15 protein-coding genes and 4 tRNA genes are annotated in these 19,696 nt (G+C 66.7%); 5 read left to right on the top strand and 14 right to left on the bottom strand.

The annotated features are described in order from the left end of the window. The first annotated feature begins 101 nt into the window (after nt 1-101). Both FO044_RS02625 and FO044_RS02620 read left to right on the top strand, forming a co-directional pair. Nucleotides 102-1,736, top strand: coding sequence for a DNA repair helicase XPB (locus FO044_RS02625; protein ID WP_132993117.1), 1,635 nt, complete (start codon nt 102-104; stop codon nt 1,734-1,736). Between the two features lie 215 nt (nt 1,737-1,951). Continuing rightward, entirely contained in the window at nt 1,952-3,106 is a 1,155-nt protein-coding gene (locus tag FO044_RS02620; protein ID WP_132993116.1) for a pyridoxal phosphate-dependent aminotransferase, read from the top strand. 15 nt (nt 3,107-3,121) lie between these two features. On the opposite strand, the gene FO044_RS02615 is transcribed toward FO044_RS02620, so the two are convergent. The 4 genes from FO044_RS02615 to FO044_RS02600 form a co-directional block, all read right to left on the bottom strand. Next, nucleotides 3,122-3,751 (bottom strand): alpha-ketoglutarate-dependent dioxygenase AlkB, encoded by a 630-nt coding sequence (locus FO044_RS02615; RefSeq protein WP_132993115.1) that lies wholly within the window; start codon nt 3,749-3,751, stop codon nt 3,122-3,124. Between the two features lie 239 nt (nt 3,752-3,990). After that, nucleotides 3,991-4,875: an oxidoreductase gene (locus FO044_RS02610; RefSeq protein ID WP_132993114.1), complete on the bottom strand. Its 885-nt coding sequence runs from the start codon at nt 4,873-4,875 to the stop codon at nt 3,991-3,993. A 2-nt stretch (nt 4,876-4,877) separates the two neighbouring features. Then, complete coding sequence (locus FO044_RS02605) at nt 4,878-6,617, bottom strand: adenylate/guanylate cyclase domain-containing protein (protein ID WP_132993113.1); 1,740 nt, start codon at nt 6,615-6,617, stop codon at nt 4,878-4,880. A 98-nt stretch (nt 6,618-6,715) separates the two neighbouring features. After that, complete coding sequence (locus FO044_RS02600) at nt 6,716-7,276, bottom strand: YceI family protein (RefSeq protein ID WP_132993112.1); 561 nt, start codon at nt 7,274-7,276, stop codon at nt 6,716-6,718. A gap of 151 nt (nt 7,277-7,427) precedes the next feature. Here FO044_RS02600 and FO044_RS02595 point away from each other — a divergent pair, with 151 nt between their 5' ends. After that, entirely contained in the window at nt 7,428-8,030 is a 603-nt protein-coding gene (locus tag FO044_RS02595; RefSeq protein WP_132993111.1) for an NUDIX hydrolase, read from the top strand. Between the two features lie 295 nt (nt 8,031-8,325). Here FO044_RS02595 and FO044_RS02590 read toward each other — a convergent pair whose 3' ends face one another. The 6 genes from FO044_RS02590 to FO044_RS02565 all read right to left on the bottom strand — a co-directional run bounded on the left by FO044_RS02590 (nt 8,326) and on the right by FO044_RS02565 (nt 12,791). Then, entirely contained in the window at nt 8,326-11,022 is a 2,697-nt protein-coding gene (locus FO044_RS02590) for a hypothetical protein (RefSeq protein WP_132993110.1), read from the bottom strand. Between the two features lie 115 nt (nt 11,023-11,137). Beyond that, a tRNA-Phe gene (locus tag FO044_RS02585) sits at nt 11,138-11,211 on the bottom strand. A gap of 32 nt (nt 11,212-11,243) precedes the next feature. Further along, nucleotides 11,244-11,317 (bottom strand) — tRNA-Asp (locus FO044_RS02580). Between the two features lie 39 nt (nt 11,318-11,356). Continuing rightward, a tRNA-Glu gene (locus FO044_RS02575) sits at nt 11,357-11,429 on the bottom strand. A 264-nt stretch (nt 11,430-11,693) separates the two neighbouring features. Then, nucleotides 11,694-11,766, bottom strand: a tRNA-Lys gene (locus FO044_RS02570). A 77-nt stretch (nt 11,767-11,843) separates the two neighbouring features. Beyond that, complete coding sequence (locus FO044_RS02565) at nt 11,844-12,791, bottom strand: alpha/beta fold hydrolase (RefSeq protein ID WP_132993109.1); 948 nt, start codon at nt 12,789-12,791, stop codon at nt 11,844-11,846. 80 nt (nt 12,792-12,871) lie between these two features. Between FO044_RS02565 and FO044_RS02560 the strand changes: the two genes are divergently transcribed. Beyond that, on the top strand, nt 12,872-13,774 hold the full coding sequence (locus FO044_RS02560; protein WP_132993108.1) for an alpha/beta fold hydrolase: 903 nt from the start codon (nt 12,872-12,874) through the stop codon (nt 13,772-13,774). Nucleotides 13,775-14,075: 301 nt separating this feature from the next. Here the strand turns inward: FO044_RS02560 and FO044_RS02555 are convergent, their stop codons facing one another. Then, nucleotides 14,076-14,987, bottom strand: coding sequence for a CopD family protein (locus tag FO044_RS02555; RefSeq protein ID WP_132993107.1), 912 nt, complete (start codon nt 14,985-14,987; stop codon nt 14,076-14,078). 4 nt (nt 14,988-14,991) lie between these two features. Further along, nucleotides 14,992-15,528 carry a copper resistance CopC family protein gene (locus FO044_RS02550; RefSeq protein ID WP_132993106.1) on the bottom strand — a complete coding sequence of 179 codons (537 nt, stop codon included), beginning with the start codon at nt 15,526-15,528 and terminating at the stop codon, nt 14,992-14,994. A 70-nt stretch (nt 15,529-15,598) separates the two neighbouring features. Here FO044_RS02550 and FO044_RS02545 point away from each other — a divergent pair, with 70 nt between their 5' ends. Next, nucleotides 15,599-17,632 carry an NAD(+) synthase gene (locus tag FO044_RS02545; protein ID WP_132993105.1) on the top strand — a complete coding sequence of 678 codons (2,034 nt, stop codon included), beginning with the start codon at nt 15,599-15,601 and terminating at the stop codon, nt 17,630-17,632. Between the two features lie 88 nt (nt 17,633-17,720). On the opposite strand, the gene FO044_RS02540 is transcribed toward FO044_RS02545, so the two are convergent. Together FO044_RS02540 and FO044_RS02535 are read right to left on the bottom strand one after the other, a co-directional pair. Further along, nucleotides 17,721-18,206 (bottom strand): DUF1877 family protein, encoded by a 486-nt coding sequence (locus tag FO044_RS02540; RefSeq protein ID WP_165943079.1) that lies wholly within the window; start codon nt 18,204-18,206, stop codon nt 17,721-17,723. Nucleotides 18,207-18,210: 4 nt separating this feature from the next. Further along, entirely contained in the window at nt 18,211-19,650 is a 1,440-nt protein-coding gene (locus tag FO044_RS02535; RefSeq protein ID WP_132993103.1) for a WS/DGAT/MGAT family O-acyltransferase, read from the bottom strand. Nucleotides 19,651-19,696: the final 46 nt, after the last annotated feature.

Raw genomic sequence — 19,696 nt, 5'->3', positions numbered from 1 at the left:
GACCAGGGGCGACACCTTCCCGGTCGGACCGCCGCCGCCCTCGACGGCGTCGGTGGATACCTCGGGTGGCCCCGACCGCGGCAAATCTGGACAATGGACAGGTGACTGACGGACCGCTCATCGTGCAATCGGACAAGACTCTCCTTTTGGAGGTCGATCACCCGAAGGCTGCCGAGACCCGCGCCGCCATCGCTCCCTTCGCGGAGCTGGAGCGAGCGCCGGAGCACATCCACACCTACCGAGTGACCCCGCTGGCGTTGTGGAACGCGCGCGCGGCGGGCCACGACGCAGAGCAGGTGGTGGATGCTCTCGTCTCGCATTCGCGGTACCCCGTCCCGCAGCCGCTGCTCGTCGACATCGTCGACACGATGGGCCGATTCGGGCGCCTTCAGCTGGTGAAGCACCCGGCGCACGGGCTCACCCTGGTCTCACTCGACCGCGCCGTCCTCGAGGAGATCCTGCGCCACAAGAAGGTCGCGCCGATGCTGGGCGCCCGGATCGACGACGACACCGTCCAGGTGCATCAGTCCGAGCGCGGTCGGCTCAAGCAGGTGCTCCTGAAGGTGGGCTGGCCCGCCGAGGACCTCGCCGGATACGTCGACGGCGAAGCGCACCCGATCGACCTCATGCAGGACGACTGGTCGCTCCGCGACTACCAGGAGCTGGCCGCCGACTCGTTCTGGGCCGGCGGATCGGGCGTCGTCGTGCTCCCCTGCGGCGCCGGTAAGACGATGGTCGGTGCGGCCGCCATGGCGAAGGCCCGAGCGACCACGCTGATCCTGGTGACGAACACCGTCGCCGGACGACAGTGGAAGCGCGAACTGATCGCCCGGACATCGCTCACCGAGGACGAGATCGGCGAGTACTCGGGCGAGCGCAAGGAGGTCCGCCCGGTCACCATCGCCACTTATCAGGTGATGACGCGAAAGACCAAGGGCGAGTACAAGAACCTCGACCTGTTCGACTCCCGCGACTGGGGACTCATCGTGTACGACGAGGTGCACCTCCTGCCCGCGCCGGTGTTCCGGATGACAGCGGATCTCCAGTCGCGCCGGCGTCTCGGACTGACGGCCACTCTCGTACGGGAGGACGGCCGCGAAGGCGATGTGTTCAGCCTCATCGGACCCAAGCGTTACGACGCCCCGTGGAAGGACATCGAGGCGCAGGGGTGGATCGCTCCCGCCGACTGCGTCGAGGTCCGCGTCACGATGACCGACGATGAGCGCCTGCAGTACGCGGTCGCCGAGGCGGACGCGAAGTACAAACTCTGCTCGACGGCCCACTCCAAGTTGAGCGTGGTGAAGACGATTCTCGACAATCACCGCGGCTCGCCGACGCTGGTGATCGGCGCCTACATCGATCAGCTCGAGGAGCTCGGTCAGGCACTCGACTGCCCGGTCATCCAGGGATCGACCCGCAATGCCGAGCGCGAGAAGCTGTTCGAGGCGTTCCGGCGCGGCGAACTGTCGACACTGGTGGTCTCGAAGGTCGCCAACTTCTCCATCGACCTGCCCGAGGCTTCGGTCGCCGTCCAGGTGTCGGGCACCTTCGGTTCCCGCCAGGAGGAGGCGCAGCGGCTCGGTCGTCTGCTCCGCCCCAAGGCCGACGGCGGGCAGGCGCACTTCTACTCGGTGGTCTCCCGCGACAGCCTCGACGCCGACTACGCCGCGCACCGCCAGCGTTTCCTCGCCGAGCAGGGATACGCCTACCGGATCATCGACGCCGACGACATCTGATCGCCGCGGGAGGGCCTGATTTCGACACGGCCTCCGCTCCGCTCCGACCGGCTCAATCATCGAGAGGGGGCCCGTCCTCAGCGAACCCTCTCTCGACGATTGAGCGGCGCTCCCCCCTCGATGGTCGCGCCGCGCTCCCCCTCGATGGTTGAGCCGCGACCGAGGCGCCAGCCGAGGACGCGAGTCGAAACCACCGCATGTGACACGCTTGTCCCATGCCACCGGTCACCCGCTTGCGCCCGTTCACGTCGACGATCTTCGCCGAGATGTCGGCGCTGGCCGTCGAGCACGACGCCGTCAACCTGGGTCAGGGATTCCCGGACACCGACGGCCCGGAGACGATGCTGGACGCTGCCCGCGACGCGATCAGCGGCGGCCGCAATCAGTACCCGCCGGGCATCGGTATCCCGGAACTGCGCGAAGCGGTGTCCGAGCACCAGCGCGACCATTACAGCCTCGACTACGACCCGGCAGACCAAGTGCTGATCACGGTCGGCGCCACCGAGGCCATCGCGGGCGCGATCCTCGGGTTGGTGGAGCCGGGCCGCGAAGTGGTGATGATCGAGCCGTACTACGACGCCTACGCGGCCGCCGTTGCGCTCGCGGGCGGCGTCCGCCGCACCGCTCCGCTGGTGGCGGACGGCGACGGCTTCGTGCTCGACCGCGATGCGCTGGCGGCGGCGTTCGGTCCGAATACTGCAGCCGTGGTGGTGAACTCGCCGCACAATCCGACCGGAACCGTGCTGTCCGACGACGACCTCGCCGAGATCGCGCGTCTGACCATCGAGCACGATGTCGTCGCGATCACCGACGAGGTGTACGAGCACCTCATCTTCGACGGCCGTGAGCACCGGCCGCTGGCGACCTTCCCCGGCATGCCCGGGCGGACGCTCCGGATCTCGAGCGCCGCCAAGACCTTCCACGTAACCGGCTGGAAGGTCGGTTGGATCAGCGGACCGGCCGAGCTCGTGGCCGCGGCACGAGCCGCCAAGCAGTATCTGACGTACGTCGGCAGCGGACCGTTCCAGCCGGCGGTCGCGCACGCGCTGCGACACGAGATGCCGTGGGTGCAGGCCGATGCGGCCAAGCTCCAGTCGAAGCGGGACCTGCTGTCGAAGGCGTTGGCGGACGCAGGATTCCGCGTTCACCGCAGTGAGGGCACCTACTTCGTCTGCGCCGACCCCCGACCATTGGGGATCGCCGACGGTGCCGCGTTCTGCCGCGAACTACCCGCGCGGATCGGCGTGGCGGCCGTCCCGGTCAGCGCCTTCGTCGACCATCCGGACGAGTGGCGCCATCTGGTCCGGTTCGCGTTCGCCAAACGCGACGACACCATCGCCGAGGCCGCACAGCGTCTGCGGCTGCTCTGAGTCACCGATTCACGGTCACCAGACGCCCGCCGGACGGAATTGGACGCTGATGCGCGGGCCCGCGCCGTGCACCTTCGGCACTGCGTGATCCCACGTCCGCTGACAGCTGCCGCCCATCACCAGTAGATCGCCCGAGCCGAGGACGAACTTCCGCGACGGTCCGCCACCGCGTGGGCGCAGCAGTAGCGGGCGGGGTGCGCCGAGCGACAGGATCGCGACCAGGGTGTCGTGTGAACGGCCGCGGCCGATGCGGTCGCCGTGCCAGGCCACGCTGTCGGCCCCGTCGCGGTACAGACACAGCCCGGCCGTCGCGAACCCTCCGGGCAGCACGTCGCCGTAGTGGTCGGAGAGCGCGTCGCGTGCATCGTCGAGCAGCCGGTGCGGCAGCGCGTCTTCCTGCAGGTAGTGGGCCATCAACCGCGGAACCGGGAGTGTCGTGTCGTACATGCGGCGTTCCTCCGCTCGCCACGGCACCGACGTGTGCAGAGTGTCGAAGACGTCGACCGACCCCTGCATCCAGCCTGGCCGGAAGTCGACCCAGGCACCGTCGGACAGGTCAGTCCTGCGGACGGCGGTTCGCAGCGGCGCCAATGCGGGTTCGTCGGTTCCCGCGTCGAACAGCGACGCCTGCAGGCCGGTGGTCATGCATTAGATAGTACATACGTTCGATTCGGGTGTCGGGGTGTGCCGATTCCGACACGGTGTCCGGAGACAACGACCCTCGGTGGTTGAGGCGCGGCCGAGGTGGCGACCGAGGACGCGTGTCGAAACTACGGACGGATTTCGACACGCCCGTCGCTGCGCTCCGGGCGGCTCAATCATCGAAGTGGGCAGCACTCCGGACGGAGGCTGCGCACTCCGGACGGCTCGGTCACCGAGGGACGCTACTCCGACACCGGGAAATCAATGCCGGTCAGGCGTTCGGACTCCGCCCACAGCCGATCGCGGAGCGCCTGATCGCCGGCGGCCTTACGCATACTCGCCTCGTCAGGGGTCCCGAGGAACTCGCCGAGTCCGCGAGGCCCGTAGTAGACCCCGTTGCGGGCATCAGGGGAGGTGGCAGCGAACAGCACCGGCAAGGCTCCGCGCTCGGGACTCTGCCCGACATGCAGGACGTTGCCCAGTCGCATCACGTGGTCGAACCAGGTCTCGGAGCGACCCATCAGCGGCGTCGACGAGTATCCCGGGTGCGCGATGGACGATCGCGTCGACGACCCCACCGCCTCGAGCCTGGAGGCCAACTCCAGCCCGAACAGCAGGTTCGCAAACTTCGAGTCGCCGTAAGCTATTCGCCGGTTGTATGTCCGCTTCTCCCAGTTGAGGTCGTCCGCGTACGGCTGCGCCATCCGGTGCGCGATGGACGACAGTGAGACGATCCGCTCGGAGATCTTCGGCAGCAGCAGCGCGGTGAGCGCGAAGTGCCCGAGGTGGTTCGTGCCCATCTGCATCTCGAAACCATCGACGGTCCGTCCGTGCGGGATGCCCATCACTCCGGCGTTGTTGATCAGCACGTCGGCCCCGTCGACCGTGTCGGCGAATGCCCGAACCGATGCGAGGTCCGACAGATCGAGTTCGGCGACCTTCGCGGGAGCACCGATCCGGTCCGCCACCGACTGAGCCTTGGCGACGTTCCGGCAGGCCAGCGTCACCTCTCCGCCGGCTGCCGCCACCGCTGTCGCAGTTGCGGCACCGAGTCCGCTGTTCGCGCCGGTGATGATGAACCGGCGCCCATCCTGTGCCGGAATGTCGCGCGTTTCCCAACCGGCCACGGTCAGCTCTCCTTCGTCGGCGTCCGTGACGTTCGGTCGCCGGGCATAGCCGGCAGCGCGAATTTCACGAGGTCGGCCAGAACACTACCGAGCGACGGGGGTTCGCTACGAACCAGCAGATCGGTGGCGGCGTAGACCTCGGTGTGGTGCGAACGGCCGCGCAGCACCACCCGGTCCACCCGACTCCAGCATTCGCCCTCCTCGTCGGCGGCCGCCTCGACGGCCGCACGACTCGCGTACACCGGCGCATAGCCTTCTTTCGCACGATCCGAGAGCCGTGCGGCCTCGTTCACCGGATCCCCGATCACGGTGTACTCGTACCGGTTCCGGGCGCCGATGTTGCCCGCGAAGACCTGACCGAACGAGACGCCCATCCCCCACTCGAGTGGCAGCTTCTCGCCGAGTTCTGATCCCAATTCGCGTGCGGCGGCCAAGGCCGCGAGTGCCGGATCGTCGAGGCTCGTCGGCGCACCGAAGATCATGAGCGCCGCGTCGCCCTCGAATTTGTTGATGAAGCCGTCGTGCCGGTCGACCACATCGCCGACGATCGAGAAGAACGCATTGAGGACGACCGCGGTCTCCCGCGGATCGCGATCGGCGGCGAACGCCGTCGATCCGGTGATGTCGACGAAGATCACCGCGACGTCGGTGTTGGTGCCGACGAGTTCCCCGTCCTGTTCCAGTGCCAGCTTCGCCACCCGGTCGCCGACGTGGCGGGAGAAGATGTCGCGCATGCGTTCCCGCTCGACCAGCCCGTCGAGCATCGAATTGAGTCCCGCCTGCAGGATGCCGATCTCCGACGCGTCGTACACGGCGACGCGGCGGCCGAAATCGCCGATCCGGGCCGCTTCGATCACCTCGCGCATCTCTTTGAGCGGACCGGTGATCGCCCGGTCGACGAGTCCGACAACGCGCACACCCGAGGTGAGCGCGACGACGGCGAGGAGCACCGAGGTCCAGTCGACGGTGCCCGCGACGGGCGGCAGCCAGTCGAGTCCACGTCCCAGGTTGATCAGCAGCAGGCCGATCATCGGAACTGCGGACGAGACCATCCAGACCACGAACAGTCGCGCGCGGACACTGTGCAGAACGCCGTCGACCGAATCACCGTGCAGAGCGAGGATCGCCAACGGCCGCGACGAGCTCTCACCGAAGAGGTACGTCAGGCTTCCGGACGTGATCGCGGCCAGGCCGAAGGCACCGGCGACCGCCAGCACGAAGACCCCGCGCTGCTCGGACAGTCCCGCATAGACGACCAGGGCCGCGACCCAGCCGAAGAGATCTGCGACGACCAGCTTTCGCGGTACGGACCGGACCTCCCATTCACGGATCTTGTCGGTCGGGTCGGCCCGAATGAACCATCGGTACTGCGGCAGCAGGAACGCTATGGACGCGACCACGCTGATCACCGTGCCGACCAGCAGTCCGATGAGGACCATCCCCATGTCCGCCGGATAGTCGGGCGCGGTGTGCAGGTTGAGAGTTCCGCCGTTGAAGGCGAGGAGCGCCGCGACGAAGGTCTCGAACCCGATCAGGATCTTGGCGACGCCGACGATGACGCCGGCACCGATCAGCCCCCGCTTGGCGAATCGGCGGCGCGTGCCCTCGTCGAGTTCACGGAGTTCCACGGCGGCCCGGTCGTAACCGAGTTCGTCGAGCATTCCACCGAAGAACCGAATCCTGCGACGGCGTTCGGCCCAGTCGGCGGCGCGCTGCGCTGTCGCGGCGTGACGTCCCCGCATACGCGTCACCTCCCGGTCTCGGACTCAAATGAGAGTACCGAAATCCGGGAGGTGACAGGTGGTCTCCGCTGCGGACTAAGCGCCCGCGCAGAAGGTGATCAGGCCTGTGCCTGACCCGCCTCGATCTCCAGGACGATGGTGATCTTGTCGCCCACGACGCTGCCGCCGGTCTCGAGCGGCATGTCGATGTCGATGCCGAAGTCCTTGCGGTTGAGGACGGTCCTGGCCTCGAAGCCGGCGACCGGACCCTGACCCATGCCCGGGTTGACGCCGTTGAACTCCATGTCCATGGTGACCGGCTTGGTGACGCCCTTCAGCGTGAAGTCGCCGGTCAGCTTGTAGTCGTCGCCGTCCGCTTCGACGGAGGTCGACTTGAAGGTCGCGGTCGGGAACTGCTCGGCGTCGAAGAAGTCAGCCGAACGAATGTGCTCGTCACGCTGGGCATTGTTGGTGGTGATCGACTTGACGTCGATGGTGGCCTCGACCGACGGGGTGCCGTCTTCGGCGATCTCGATCGCGCCGGTGAAGGTGTCGAAGCTACCGCGAACCTTCGAGACCATGAGGTGACGGACGGCGAAGCCGACGGTGGAGTGGACCGGGTCGATGGTCCAGGTGCCGGCAGTCAGTTCGGTGGGGGTGACGGTGGCGGTGTTGCTCATCGTGGTTCTCCTTCGAGTCGTGTGAAGTCGATCGGTATTCGTGAAGCCCGCTGTTTGCGAACCTGCGGCCGCCGTGTTCGACCGCCTGCACTCACTGTAACCGGACCACGGTCCGTTTACTTCCCGGTGTGACCGGGCTAACATCGATCATATGGTTACTCGAGCGGATGTGCAGGGTCGGCTGGGCGCCTTCGAGGTGCGGAGCATCTTCCCCGGACCCGACACACGCTCCGCGGCGGTCGTCATCCTGGTTGCACCGTGTCACGGCCATCGCGGCATCTGGCTCACCAGACGTCCGGCGGGCATGAGTCGGCACTCGGCCCAGTTCGCACTGCCTGGAGGCCGGCTGGACCCCGGCGAGACGCCGCACGAGGCAGCGCTGCGCGAACTGCACGAGGAGATGGGAATCAAGCTGGGCGCGGAGACGATCATCGGTGATCTGGACGACTACCGAACGCGTTCGGGCTACGTCATCTCCCCTACCGTCGCGTGGATCGACGAGGAGATCGAGCCGACTCCCAATCCCGACGAGGTGGAGCATGTCTTCCACATCGGGCTCGGCGAACTGGCGGAGGCCGCACCGGTGTTCGAGACGATCGCCGAATCCGAGCGCCCGGTGATGGCCTTGCCTCTGCTCGGCAGGCTCATCCATGCGCCCACCGCAGCACTCATGTACCAATTCACCGCGGTGGCGCTGCGCGGCGACGACATCCGCGTCGCCGATTACGAGCAGCCGCTGTTCGCCTGGCGATAGCGGGCGACCCGTCTCGCGTAACTTTCCCGACGTCCCGACGGTGAGCCGCGCTTCCCCTCGGTGATTGAGCGGTACTCCCCTCGATGGTTGAGCCGTGACCGAGGCGCCAGCCGAGGGCACGAGTCGAAACCAACGCTCGAACCGAGACGTGGTTTCGACTCGCTTCGCTCGCTCAACCGGCGAGAGGGCCCCACTTGCTCAACTGGCGAGAAAGGAGACCCACTCGCTCAACCGGCGAGAGGAGCTCCACTTGCTCAACCGGCGAGAGGAGCCCCATCGGGGACTTCCGACAGCCTCAGTCCTCGGCGGAGCGGTGGCGCGCGCGACGGGTCTGGTAGGTGGCCTCGACTCGGTCGCGGGCCGCGGCCTCGGGCGAATCGGAGCCGACCGTCTCGTCGTCCGGGTGTTCACCGGTGGTCGCCTCGACCCACCTGTGGCTTCCGCCCGGCTGCTTATCGAGGTACTTCGGTTCCAGCGGCGGCACCGCGTCGTCCGCGTCGTGGGTCACGGTGCGGGTGGAGGTGTCGTCCTCGATGACGCGCTCCACCTCCTTCTCGACCACACGGCGCACGATGACGGGCTTCTCGACGACGATCTCGACGATCTTCTCGATCGGCTTCTCGACGATCCGCTCCACCTCGCGGTACACGGGCTTCTCGACGACCTTCTCCACGATGTGCTCGATCGGCTTCTCGACGATCCGCTCGGAGACCACGTTGATCTGCTTCTCGATGACGTTCTCGACGAGGACCGGAGTCTGCACGACCTTCTCGAACTCGCGGTGCACCGGCTTCTCGACGACCGTTTCGACGATCTCCGGGCGCTCGACGATCTTCTCCACCTCGTGCTCGACTGGCTTGTCGATCACCTTCTCGACCACATGCGGGCGTTCGACGATGCGCTCGACGACGTGGTCGACAGTCTGCTCCACCAGTTTCTCGACGATGTTCGGACGCTCGACGATCTTCTCGACGACGCGCTGCACGACTCGCTCGACGGTCTGCTCGGAGATCTCCGGAACCTCGACGACCTTCTCGACGACGTGATCGGTGGGCCGGGTGACGACCTGCTCGATGATGTTCGGGGTTTCGACTTCCTTGCCGATCACGTGGTCGACCGACTTCTCGATGACCTCCTCGATCACATTCGGCTTCTCGACCACGCGTTCCACAACATGGTCGACGACCTTCTCGATCACCTTCTCGATCACGTTGGGCTGCTCGACGACCCGCTCCACGACATGGTCGACCGGCTGCTCCACCACCCGTTCGATCACATGCGGCTTCTCGACGATCCGCTCAACCACATGGTCGACGATCTTCTCGACCGTCTTCTCGATCACGTTGGGCTGCTCGACGACCCGCTCGACCTCACGGTCGACCGGCTTCTCGACGACCTTCTCGACGACGTTCGGCTGCTCGACGACCCGCTCGATGACACGTTCGACCGGGACCTCGACGACTCGCTCGACGACCTCGGGCTTCTCGACGACCCGCTCGAGCTCATGCGTGACCGGCTTCTCGATGACCTTCTCGATGATGTCCGGCTTCTCGACGATCCGCTCGATGACCTTCTCGACCGGCTTCTCGATGACCTTCTCGACGACGTTCGGCTTCTCCACGACACGTTCGATGACATGGTCGACGGGCTTCTCGACCGGCTTGTCGACGATCCGCTCCACAACGACCTCGCGCGGAACTTCGACCACCTTGATGACGGGCTTCTCCACCGTCACCTCGATGACCTTCTCCACCGGCTTCTCGACGGTCTTGTAGACCACTTCCTCGACCGGGACCTCGATGACCTTCTCGACGGTCGAGTAGACGTTCTTCTCTACCGGGACCTCGATGACGTGCTCGACGATCTTCTCCACCGGCTTCTCGACGGTGATCTCGATGATCTTCTCGACCGGCTTCTCGATGACCTTCTCGACGATCGACTCGACCGGGACCTCGACGATGCGGTCGACCAGCGTGACGATCGGCTTCTCGACCATGCGCTCGACGGTGATCGGCTTCTCGACGACCTCGTCGTTGACATCGACGATGAGTTTCTCGATCTTGCGGGTGACCTCGGAGGGCCGTTCGACGATCTCGTCGACGACGGTGACGATCAGTCGCTCCACGAGGCGCTGGACCTCGACTGGCTTGTCGGCGATCTTGTCGAGGACCGTGACGATCGGCTTCTCGACCAGCCGAGATATCTCGAACTCGGTCTCCTCGATGTCGTCGACGATCGTGACGACCGGGCGCTCCACGAGGCGCGACACATCGACCGGCTTCTGCACGATCTCGTCGACGACGGTGACTGCGGGCTTCTCGACCAGCCGCTTGAGCTCGACCGCCTTCTCAACGATCTCGTCGAGGACCGTGACGACCGGCTTCTCGACCAGCCGCTTGAGTTCGACGGTCTTCTCTTCGATCTCGTCGTGGACGGTGACGACCGGCTTCTCGACCATTCGCGGCAGATCGACCGGCTTGTCGACGACGTCGTCGACGAAGTTGACGACCGGCTTGTCGACGCGCCGCTCCACGTCGATCGGGGCGTCGACCACTTTGTCGACGACCGTGACGATGGGCTGTTCGACGAGCCGTTCCACATCCACCGGCGTGTCGACGATGCGGTCGACCACGGTGACGATCGGCTTCTCGACGAGGCGCGGAATCTCGACGGGCTTATCGACCAGCTCGTCCTCGACGGTGACGACCGGCCGCTCCACGAGCCGCGAGATGTTGACCGGCTTGTCGACGACGTCGTCGACGACGGTGACGACCGGCCGCTCCACGAGCCGCGAGACGGTGGCCGGCTTGTCGATGATGGTGTCGACGGTGTCGACGACCAGGCGTTCGACGATGCGTTCCAACGTGATCGGCTTCTCGATCACCGTCTCGACCGGATTCTCCACGAATCGTTCGACGGTGTATTCGCGATCAACGACGTTGTCGACGATGTTCAACGACGGATTCATCAGATCCTCGCCGTCTTCAGCCATCACCACTCCTCGCCACGTGTGCACATATGTGCCAAGCTTTCCACAGAAAAACTACATTAGGCGGCTTCCTCGCGTGCAACGCGAAAACCCCCTGCGTAAGCAGGGGGTTTGGGCGTGGCCAGAGTCGGGATCGAACCGACGACCTTCCGCTTTTCAGGCGGACGCTCGTACCAACTGAGCTACCTGGCCAAACGGCGTCGGTACGTCAACCGAAACCAAAGCGACCCTGACGGGACTCGAACCCGCGACCTCCGCCGTGACAGGGCGGCGCGCTAACCAACTGCGCCACAGGGCCATATTTTGTTGTGTGCTCTACAACCGAAGCTGCATTGCGTACCCCCTACGGGATTCGAACCCGCGCTACCGCCTTGAAAGGGCGGCGTCCTAGGCCGCTAGACGAAGGGGGCCGGTGTTCCCGCTGGGAGCGAGACCAAGCTTATGGCACGCGATTCTCAAAACACAAATCGGGAGGTAAACCCACGTTTTCGCTGTGTATGGCGCGGATTTCGGAACCCTTCACCGGTCTAGTGCGCCCTTCCCTCGCGCCTCCCCCGCCGGTCGAGTGAGCACACCGCGAACGGAGTCCGCGTCGAGCACGAATCGAGCCCCCTGCACAGACGACGAAACCCGCCACCACCCGAACCGGGGCGATGACGGGCTTCCCATCACTGTGCCCCCAGCAGGGCTCGAACCTGCGACCTGCGGATTAAAAGTCCGTAGCTCTACCAGCTGAGCTATAGGGGCGTGCCGCGCAATGCAGCGGTTCAACTCTACAGGGTGCGGAATCGGGCTCGACGCTCACTCGATCGGCGCTGGTGCGGCTACGCCTTGACGGCCGCCCGACTGACCGCCCCGACCGCCGACGCGAACTGCGGGACGAATTCCTCGGAGCCGAGGACGCAGCATGCGTGGCCGCCGTCGACGTCGAATCGCTGCGCTCCGGGGATGGCATCGACGAGCAACTGCTGTCGTTCCGGCGCGACGATCTTGTCGCGGGTCGAGACGACGACGGCCGACGGCACGTCCACCTCGTTCAGCCACAGCCGCGAATCGAACTCCGCCATCGCCGCACTGAACTCGCCTTGATGCCCCAGAGGAGTGGACGCGACCTGCGCGAGCGCCCACGCGACGGGATGCCTGCCCGCATCGTCGAGGCGCTTGTCGGACGGAGTCGGAAGCACCTTGTCCGCGACTTTGAGCGCCTTGCCGATGCGCTGCTCGGCGGCGAGCCTGCCGGGTTCGATACTGGAGAAGTACGGGCCGGTCGAGCACAGGACCAGGCCGTCGACGCGGTCCGGGTGACGCCGCCACGTGAGCTGGGCGATGCCACCGCCCATCGAGAATCCGGCCGCGGTGAACGTGTCGACGCCGAGTTGGTCGGCGACAGCCACCACGTCGTCGGCACAGTCGGCGAGTGAGAAACCGTCGGACCTGATTCCCCGCCCGTGCCACCGGTGATCGATGGTCAGGACGCGGTAATCCTTCTGAAGTTCGGGGATCGCCGGGTACCAGCAGAGGAGTCCGGTAGTGCTCACCGAGTGCAGCAGGAACACTGCCGGGCCGTCGGGGTTTCCGGAGTCGGTGATGTACGTCGTGCCGCGGCCGGGCAGGTCGATCCGCCGACCGGCGGGCACATGCTCGACCGGATGGGGGCGGAGCGCATGCCGCGCCCCCCGTCGTACCCTGCCGAACCCGTTGTTCGCGGTCTCGCGCAGCCCCGATCGCGTGGATTGCCCGTCGTCGGGGCCGGCAGCAGTCGATTCGGTCATGGAATCCAAATTACCCCGATCGCCTTGGACGAATCTGTGAATCCGTATCATTCTCGACCGTCCTCTGACATACTCCGCTCGTGATTCCTATCGATCGACCGAAACTCGAAGGTTCCATCGCCGTCGGCGACAAGCGCCAACGGCGCATCGGTTTTTCGGAGTTCGGCAATCCTGACGGTCCGGCCATCGTCTGGCTGCACGGCACGCCGGGCGCCCGCCGCCAGATCCCCACGCAGGCACGCGAGTACGCGGAGACGCGCGGGTTCCGGCTCATCGGCCTCGACCGGCCCGGGGTCGGCTCGTCGACGGCGCACTCGTACGACTCGATCAGCGACTTCGCGTCCGACTTCCAGACCGTCCTCGACACACTGGGCATCGATAAGTTCTCGGTGATCGGGCTCTCGGGTGGCGGACCGTATGCGCTCGCGGTGACGCACGTCCTGTCGGACCGTGTCGTGTCGACGGGTGTCGTCGGCGGCGTGGCGCCGATCAACGGCCCGGACGCGGTGCACGGTGGCGCGGTCCAGCTCGCGCAGCACGCGGTTCCGCTGATCAACGTGGCGGGCGCCCCGATCGGCAAAGCGCTCAGCACCATCCTCGGTGTCGCCAGGCCTATCGCCGATCCGGCGATCAGCATCTACGGCAGGCTGTCGCCGGAGGCGGACCGCGAGATCCTCAGCCGCCCCGAGTTCCGCGCGATGTTCCTCGACGATCTGCTGCACGGCGGCAGTCGTCGCATGGAGGCACCGTTCGCCGACCTGCAGCTGTTCGTGCGCGACTGGGGATTCCGGATCGGCGACGTGCAGTCGAAGGTCCACTGGTGGCACGGTGACGCCGACAACATCATTCCGTACGAGCACGGCGCCCACATGGTCGCGCTCCTCCCGAACGCCACCCTCTACACACTCCCCGACCAGAGTCACCTGAGCGGCCTCAACCACGCCGTCGAGATCCTCGACACGCTTCTCAACGCCTGGGAGTAACCCGCCTCTCGATGGTTGCCTGCCTCGCCGGTTGAGCGAGCGCAGCAAGTCCCCTCGATGGTTGAGCGAGCCCCGCGAGTGTCCCTCGATGGTTGAGCGAGCGCAGCGAGTCGAAACCGACCGCACCGACAGACCGGGGTTTCGACACGCAGCCTCGGCTAACGCCTCGGATGCGGCTCAACCAGCGAGGGGCTTCCACTAACCGCGGCGAAAGGCGGGCATCCCTCAACCAGCGAGGGGCTTGCACTAACTGTGGTGAAGGGCGGGCGTCCCTCAACCAGCGAGGTCAACCCACCCCATCTCAGACCCCGGTCGCCGCCAACCCGGCAGCCAGCCCGAGCACCAGCGTCAGCAGTGCCAACTCGTAACCTGCGTGACGGATCGAGTCCTTCTCGCTCGCGCCGTGCCGCCGAGCCTTCGCGAGCCAGGTCGTCCGGTGCCACCATGCCACCGCGACGGCGCACCCCAGCGCCACCACCTTGGCGACGAGCACGCGCCCGTATCCGGTGTCCCACCACTGGCTCCCGATGCCGATCTGCGCGACGCCGGCGATCACGCCGGTGACCGTCAGCACGCCGACCACGACGATCGCGCGCTCGGAGAACACCGGCAGCGATCGCGCCCAGCCACCGCGGCCCCGCACCGTCAGCACCAGCGCAGCGAGTGTGCCCACCCACCACGCGGCGGCGATCGCGTGCACTCCGACGACGAGCGGCACCCACGATGACTGTCCGGCGTGCCCGGTCACCGAGCTGACGAGGATCCCGACTGCGGCGATCGCACCGACCACGTACGCGTTGACTCCCCCGGACCGGGCGCCGCTCGCCGCGGCATACGACCACCCGAGCACCGCCAACGCACCCAGCACGCAGACGATCACCGGCAGACCGGATTCAACGCCGGTCGCCATATCCCGAAGGCCGACATCCAGCGGTCCGGCACCCGCCCGCTCGGCCACCTGCAGCCACGCGGAGATCAGCGACGTCGCGCCCCACAGCGCGGCCACCACGGCCACAGTTCCGGGCGCGGGTTCGGCATCGACGAGAGCGAGCATGCCGAGCCCGAACAACGTGGACACGGCGGCGAGTGCGAACGCGTCGACCCATGCCGACGGTTCGGGGCCATCTGGGCGGGCGAGGATCCAGACGACGGCGACCCCGGCAAGCACGGTGAGCGCCGACGCGCCGGCGACGAGACCGCGGTGCTTGGTCATACGGTCAGCGGCGGCGCTTGATCAGCACGTACGCGACGGCGCCGCCGACGAGCAGGACGAGCACGACGCCACCGATGATGAACGGCCATGCCTTGATGCCGTCGTCGTGGGCCTGCGGCTGCCAGTCGTCGGCCACCGGTCCCGGCGTGCCGTTTCCGGCGGCGGTCAGCGTGAACGCGACCTGCCCTTCCACGGGATGCCCGTCGGCGGAGGTGACGCGGTAGTTCACCTTATACTCACCGGCCGGGCCCAGGTCCTGTACCGGTACCGACACCTCGGTTCCGCTGATGGCGGGCTTTCCCTTCTCCCAGAAATGGTTGTCGGGGCCGACGATCTTGAGGACCGCGTAGTTCTCCTGCAGCTCCTCGTTGAACGTCAGCGTCACGGTGTCGGGGGCTTTGTCGAGAGACGCGCCGTCTTCCGGCGACGAACCGGTGAGCGCCGAGTGCGCGGCGGCGGGCCCGGCCATCACACCGCCGAGGAGAGCAGCGAATGCGATGAGGACGGTGAGCACCGTCGAACGCTTGACGAACCTGACCATGACGACCACCTCTGACTCGTACGGGGCTTGAAGATGTCTCCATCGTTGCACGGGGCATTAGCCTGAAGGTGTGTCGACCTACTCACACGGTTTCGCCCGCATCGCGGCCGCCGTCCCGCCTGTCGCTCTTGCCGATCCGCACGAGAACGCGGCGCGCACCGTCGAGCTGATTCAGCGCGCCCACGACGAGGGCGCGGCGCTCGTCGCATTCCCGGAACTCGGGTTGTGCGGCTACAGCGTCGACGATCTGGTGCAGCAGGACGCGCTCCTCGACGGCGTGATGGATGCGCTGATGACCGTGGTGGAGGCGACCAGACGCGTGTCCCCGGTGGTTCTGGTCGGCGCTCCCCTGCGGATCGACGACGCTCTCTACAACTGCGCGGTGATCATTCACGACGGCCAGGTACTCGGGGTGGCACCGAAGTCGTACCTGCCGAACTACCGCGAGTTCTACGAGCAGCGCTACTTCGCGGCCGCCCGCGACACCGTCGTCGACTCGATCACGCTCGGTGACCACGAGATCCCGTTCGGCGCCGACCTCGTCTTCGAGGCCGTGGACCTGCCGGGCCTGCGTTTCCACGTCGAGGTCTGCGAGGACGGGTGGGTGCCCATCCCGCCGAGCACGTGGGCGGCACTCGCAGGCGCCACCCTGCTGGTGAATCTGTCGGGCAGCCCGGTGACCGTCGGCAAGGAGGAGTACCGCAGGACCCTCGCCACGAGTCATTCGGCGCGCAACGTCGCGGCCCATCTGTACGTGGCATCCGGGTTCGGCGAGTCCACGACGGATCTGGCCTGGGACGGCGACGCGCTGATCGCCGAGAACGGGACTCTGCTCGCGCGGTCGGAGACGTTCTCGATGGACCCGCAGCTGATCGTCGCCGACGTCGATCTCGACCGCATCCGCCAGGAGCGTTCCCGCATGATCAGCATGCGGGACCAAGTCGGCGACTACGCCGACCAGGCCCGCGCCATCCGTCGCATACCGTTCGAGCTCGACCTCGCACTCGACGACGACGTCGTCGCCGACCTCCGCCGCACCGTGCTCCGCTTCCCGTTCGTCCCGACCGGAACCGCCGATCGCGATCAGCGCTGCCGCGACGTCCTCGACATTCAGGTGCAGGGACTCGTCGCCCGCCTGCGAGCCACCGGCATCGGCAAGATCGTGATCGGTGTGTCCGGCGGCCTCGACTCGACTCTGGCACTACTCGTCGCGGTGCAGGCGTTCGACCTGCTCGGCCTGCCGCGCACCGATATTCGCGCCTACACGATGCCCGGCTTCGCCACCGGCGACGCGACCCTCGCACGCAGCCATGTCCTCATGGACTCGCTCGGGGTCACCGGCACCGAGCTCGACATCCGCCCGTCGTGCGAGCGGATGCTCGCCGATCTGGGGCACCCCTTCGCCGATGGCCGACCCGTCTACGACGTGACGTTCGAGAACGTGCAGGCCGGCGAACGGACGTCGCACCTGTTCCGTCTGGCCAACTACCTCGGCGGTCTGGTGCTCGGCACCGGCGACCTCTCCGAGCTGGCACTCGGCTGGTGCACCTACGGGGTCGGCGACCAGATGTCGCACTACAACGTGAACGGTTCGGTGCCGAAGACTCTTATCCAGCACCTGATCCGGTGGAAGATCGCGACCGGTGGTTACCCGGAGGCCACCATCGAGGCGCTGCGCGAGATCGTCGACGACGTCATCTCCCCCGAGCTGGTGCCCGCCGACGCGGACGGCAACGTGCAGAGCACCGAGGGCAAGGTGGGCCCGTACGAGCTGCACGACTTCTTCCTCTACCACCTGACGCGCTTCGGGTACCGGCCGTCGAAGATGGCCTACCTGGCACACCAGGCCTGGGGCGACAGTTCACGCGGCCCGTGGTCGGACATGCTGGCCCCGGAACAGCGCAACCAGTACGACGCGGCGACCATCGAGCGCTGGCTCGAGGTGTTTCTGAAACGGTTCATGTCGAGCCAGTTCAAGCGCACTGCGATGCCGAACGGACCGAAGATCGGTTCCGGCGGTTCCCTGTCCCCGCGCGGTGATTGGCGTTCGCCGTCGGACGCGTCGGCAGCCGCGTGGCTACGGGAGCTGCACGGCGAGCTGTGATCCGGCATCGGCGCGCAGAATTCCCCGCTGGGGCGCGATAACGCCGTCACGGTGCTTCCGACGCTGAGCGGGGAATTCTGCGCGGCGCTCAGTGAATGGACACCAGCAGGTCGCGGCTCTCGGCCCGGCAGTAGCGGTGAAATTCGATCAAGTTGGTGAATGCCTCGCGGAGAAGCGCTCTCAGCGACTCCGGCTCGTCGGTCCACCTGTCGGGGTAGATCTCCGCCTTCGCGAAGGTCGCGAAATCGGCGCCTGCCAGCAGTTGCTCGATATTCACGGTCTCGAGCCTGGCGAGGATGAACGGCAGGTCCTCCGCCGGCGTCAGACCGAGGAGGTCGTCGCTCTCGAACTCGTACACCCCGACGACGGCCTCGCTGAGCGGCTCGTCTTCGATCGGCTCCGATGCCGACGCGCCCGTCAACAGGAAGTGCAGGCCGTCCCACGCCTCGCCGAGGTCGATGGACGGCACACCCGATTCGAGCAGTCCCTCGACGTACTCGATCACGCCGTCGGGGTCGACGGTGGCCAGCCGCTCGTCGGCTCCGGTCGGGACTGCGAGATAGACGGAGAGCATTCGGTCAGTCCTCGACCGTCGCATCGTGCGCCAGCACGGCACCCGCCTCGACCTCTCCGAGGAGCAGATCGAGCTGATCGTGGAAGGCCCGCGCCATCGCCCAGATATCGGGCGCGATGTCACTGCAGGTCAGCAGGCCGACATTGAGCTTTCCCGCGGACGAGAACACCGTGATGTTGAGGCCCAGCCCGTGGAAGATCGGCGCCAGCGGGTATACGGCCTCGACCAGCGCGCCGAGCATGTACATCTTCGATGCCGGACCGGCCACATTCGAGACGATGGTGCTGAACACCGGCGGGTGCAGCCCGGACATGCGCCGGTCCGCGTACAGCCGCATGACCGCGCCCATCGTGTTTCCTGGTGCGAACTCGGCGTAGCTCCGCAGGATGTTCGCGTCGATCTCCTGATGGTGATCCTTGGACTGGTTCGCGTACTCGCCCGCCACCCGGAGTCGCTCGACGGGGTCGGCGATCTGGCTGGGCAGGCGCGTGAACATGCCGCTCACCTTGTTGGTGCCGGACTCGACGAGGTCGTGCTCATCTGCGCCGCGCACCGACACCGGCACCATCCCGACCAGTGGTTCGTCCGGGAGCTCGCCGTTCTCGTCCAAGTACTCACGGAGCGCACCGCCGGCGAGGGCGAGAACGACGTCGTTCATCTTGACGCCGAAATGGTTCTTGACGCGCTTCACGTCATCGAGCGGAAGCTGCGTGAGAGCAAGGGACCGGCGCGGCGAGAGCGGCGCGTTGAAGCGAGTGCGGGGCGCGAGGAACGGAGCCGGCATGCCTGCGCCCGACCGGACACGGCGGAACCAGTCGATCGGCAGCGGCACGGTTTTGGGAATGAGCTTCAGCGCCGCGATCGGGCGCTGCAGGAAGTAGTTCGCGGCGCCGCCGACGGCCATGTCACGGCGGGACGCCGAGCCTGCGCTCTCCGCCATCTTGGCGGGATCGAGCTCCGGCGGTTCCGGTGCCGCGGTGGCGAGTTCGCCGAGGATGTCCGCGACGGTGGCGCCGTCGACTCCTGCATGGTGCATGCGGAGCATGAGCGCGATCTTTCCGTCCTCCATGCCTTCGAGGACCCATAGATCCCAGAGCGGCTTCTTGCGGTCGAGGACCTGCCCGACGAGGTGCCCGCACATCTGGGCCATCTCCTCGACCCGGCCCGGTGACGGGATCGCGATCCGGTGAACGTGTCGTTCGATCCGGAAGTCGTCGTCCTCGACCCACACCGGGTGGTCGACGTTGGCGAGCGAGTCGGACAGCTTGCGCCGCAGCGACGGAATCGCAGTGACGCGTCGGGCCATCTCGTTGCGCAAGCCGTCGAACGTGTAACCGCCCGGCACGGTGGTGGGGTCCACCTGCATGATCGCGGCCACGTTCATCACCTGCGACGGCGTCTCCAAATACAGGAACGACGCGTCGAGCCCGCTCAACCGCTGCATGTCAGGTCTCCCCTTCTGTGACTGGTCACGCACCCGCGGGCGCGGA

Source organism: Gordonia zhaorongruii (assembly GCF_007559005.1).
Classification (GTDB): Bacteria; Actinomycetota; Actinomycetes; order Mycobacteriales; family Mycobacteriaceae; genus Gordonia; species Gordonia zhaorongruii.
This window is presented reverse-complemented; position numbering and strand designations above follow the sequence as displayed.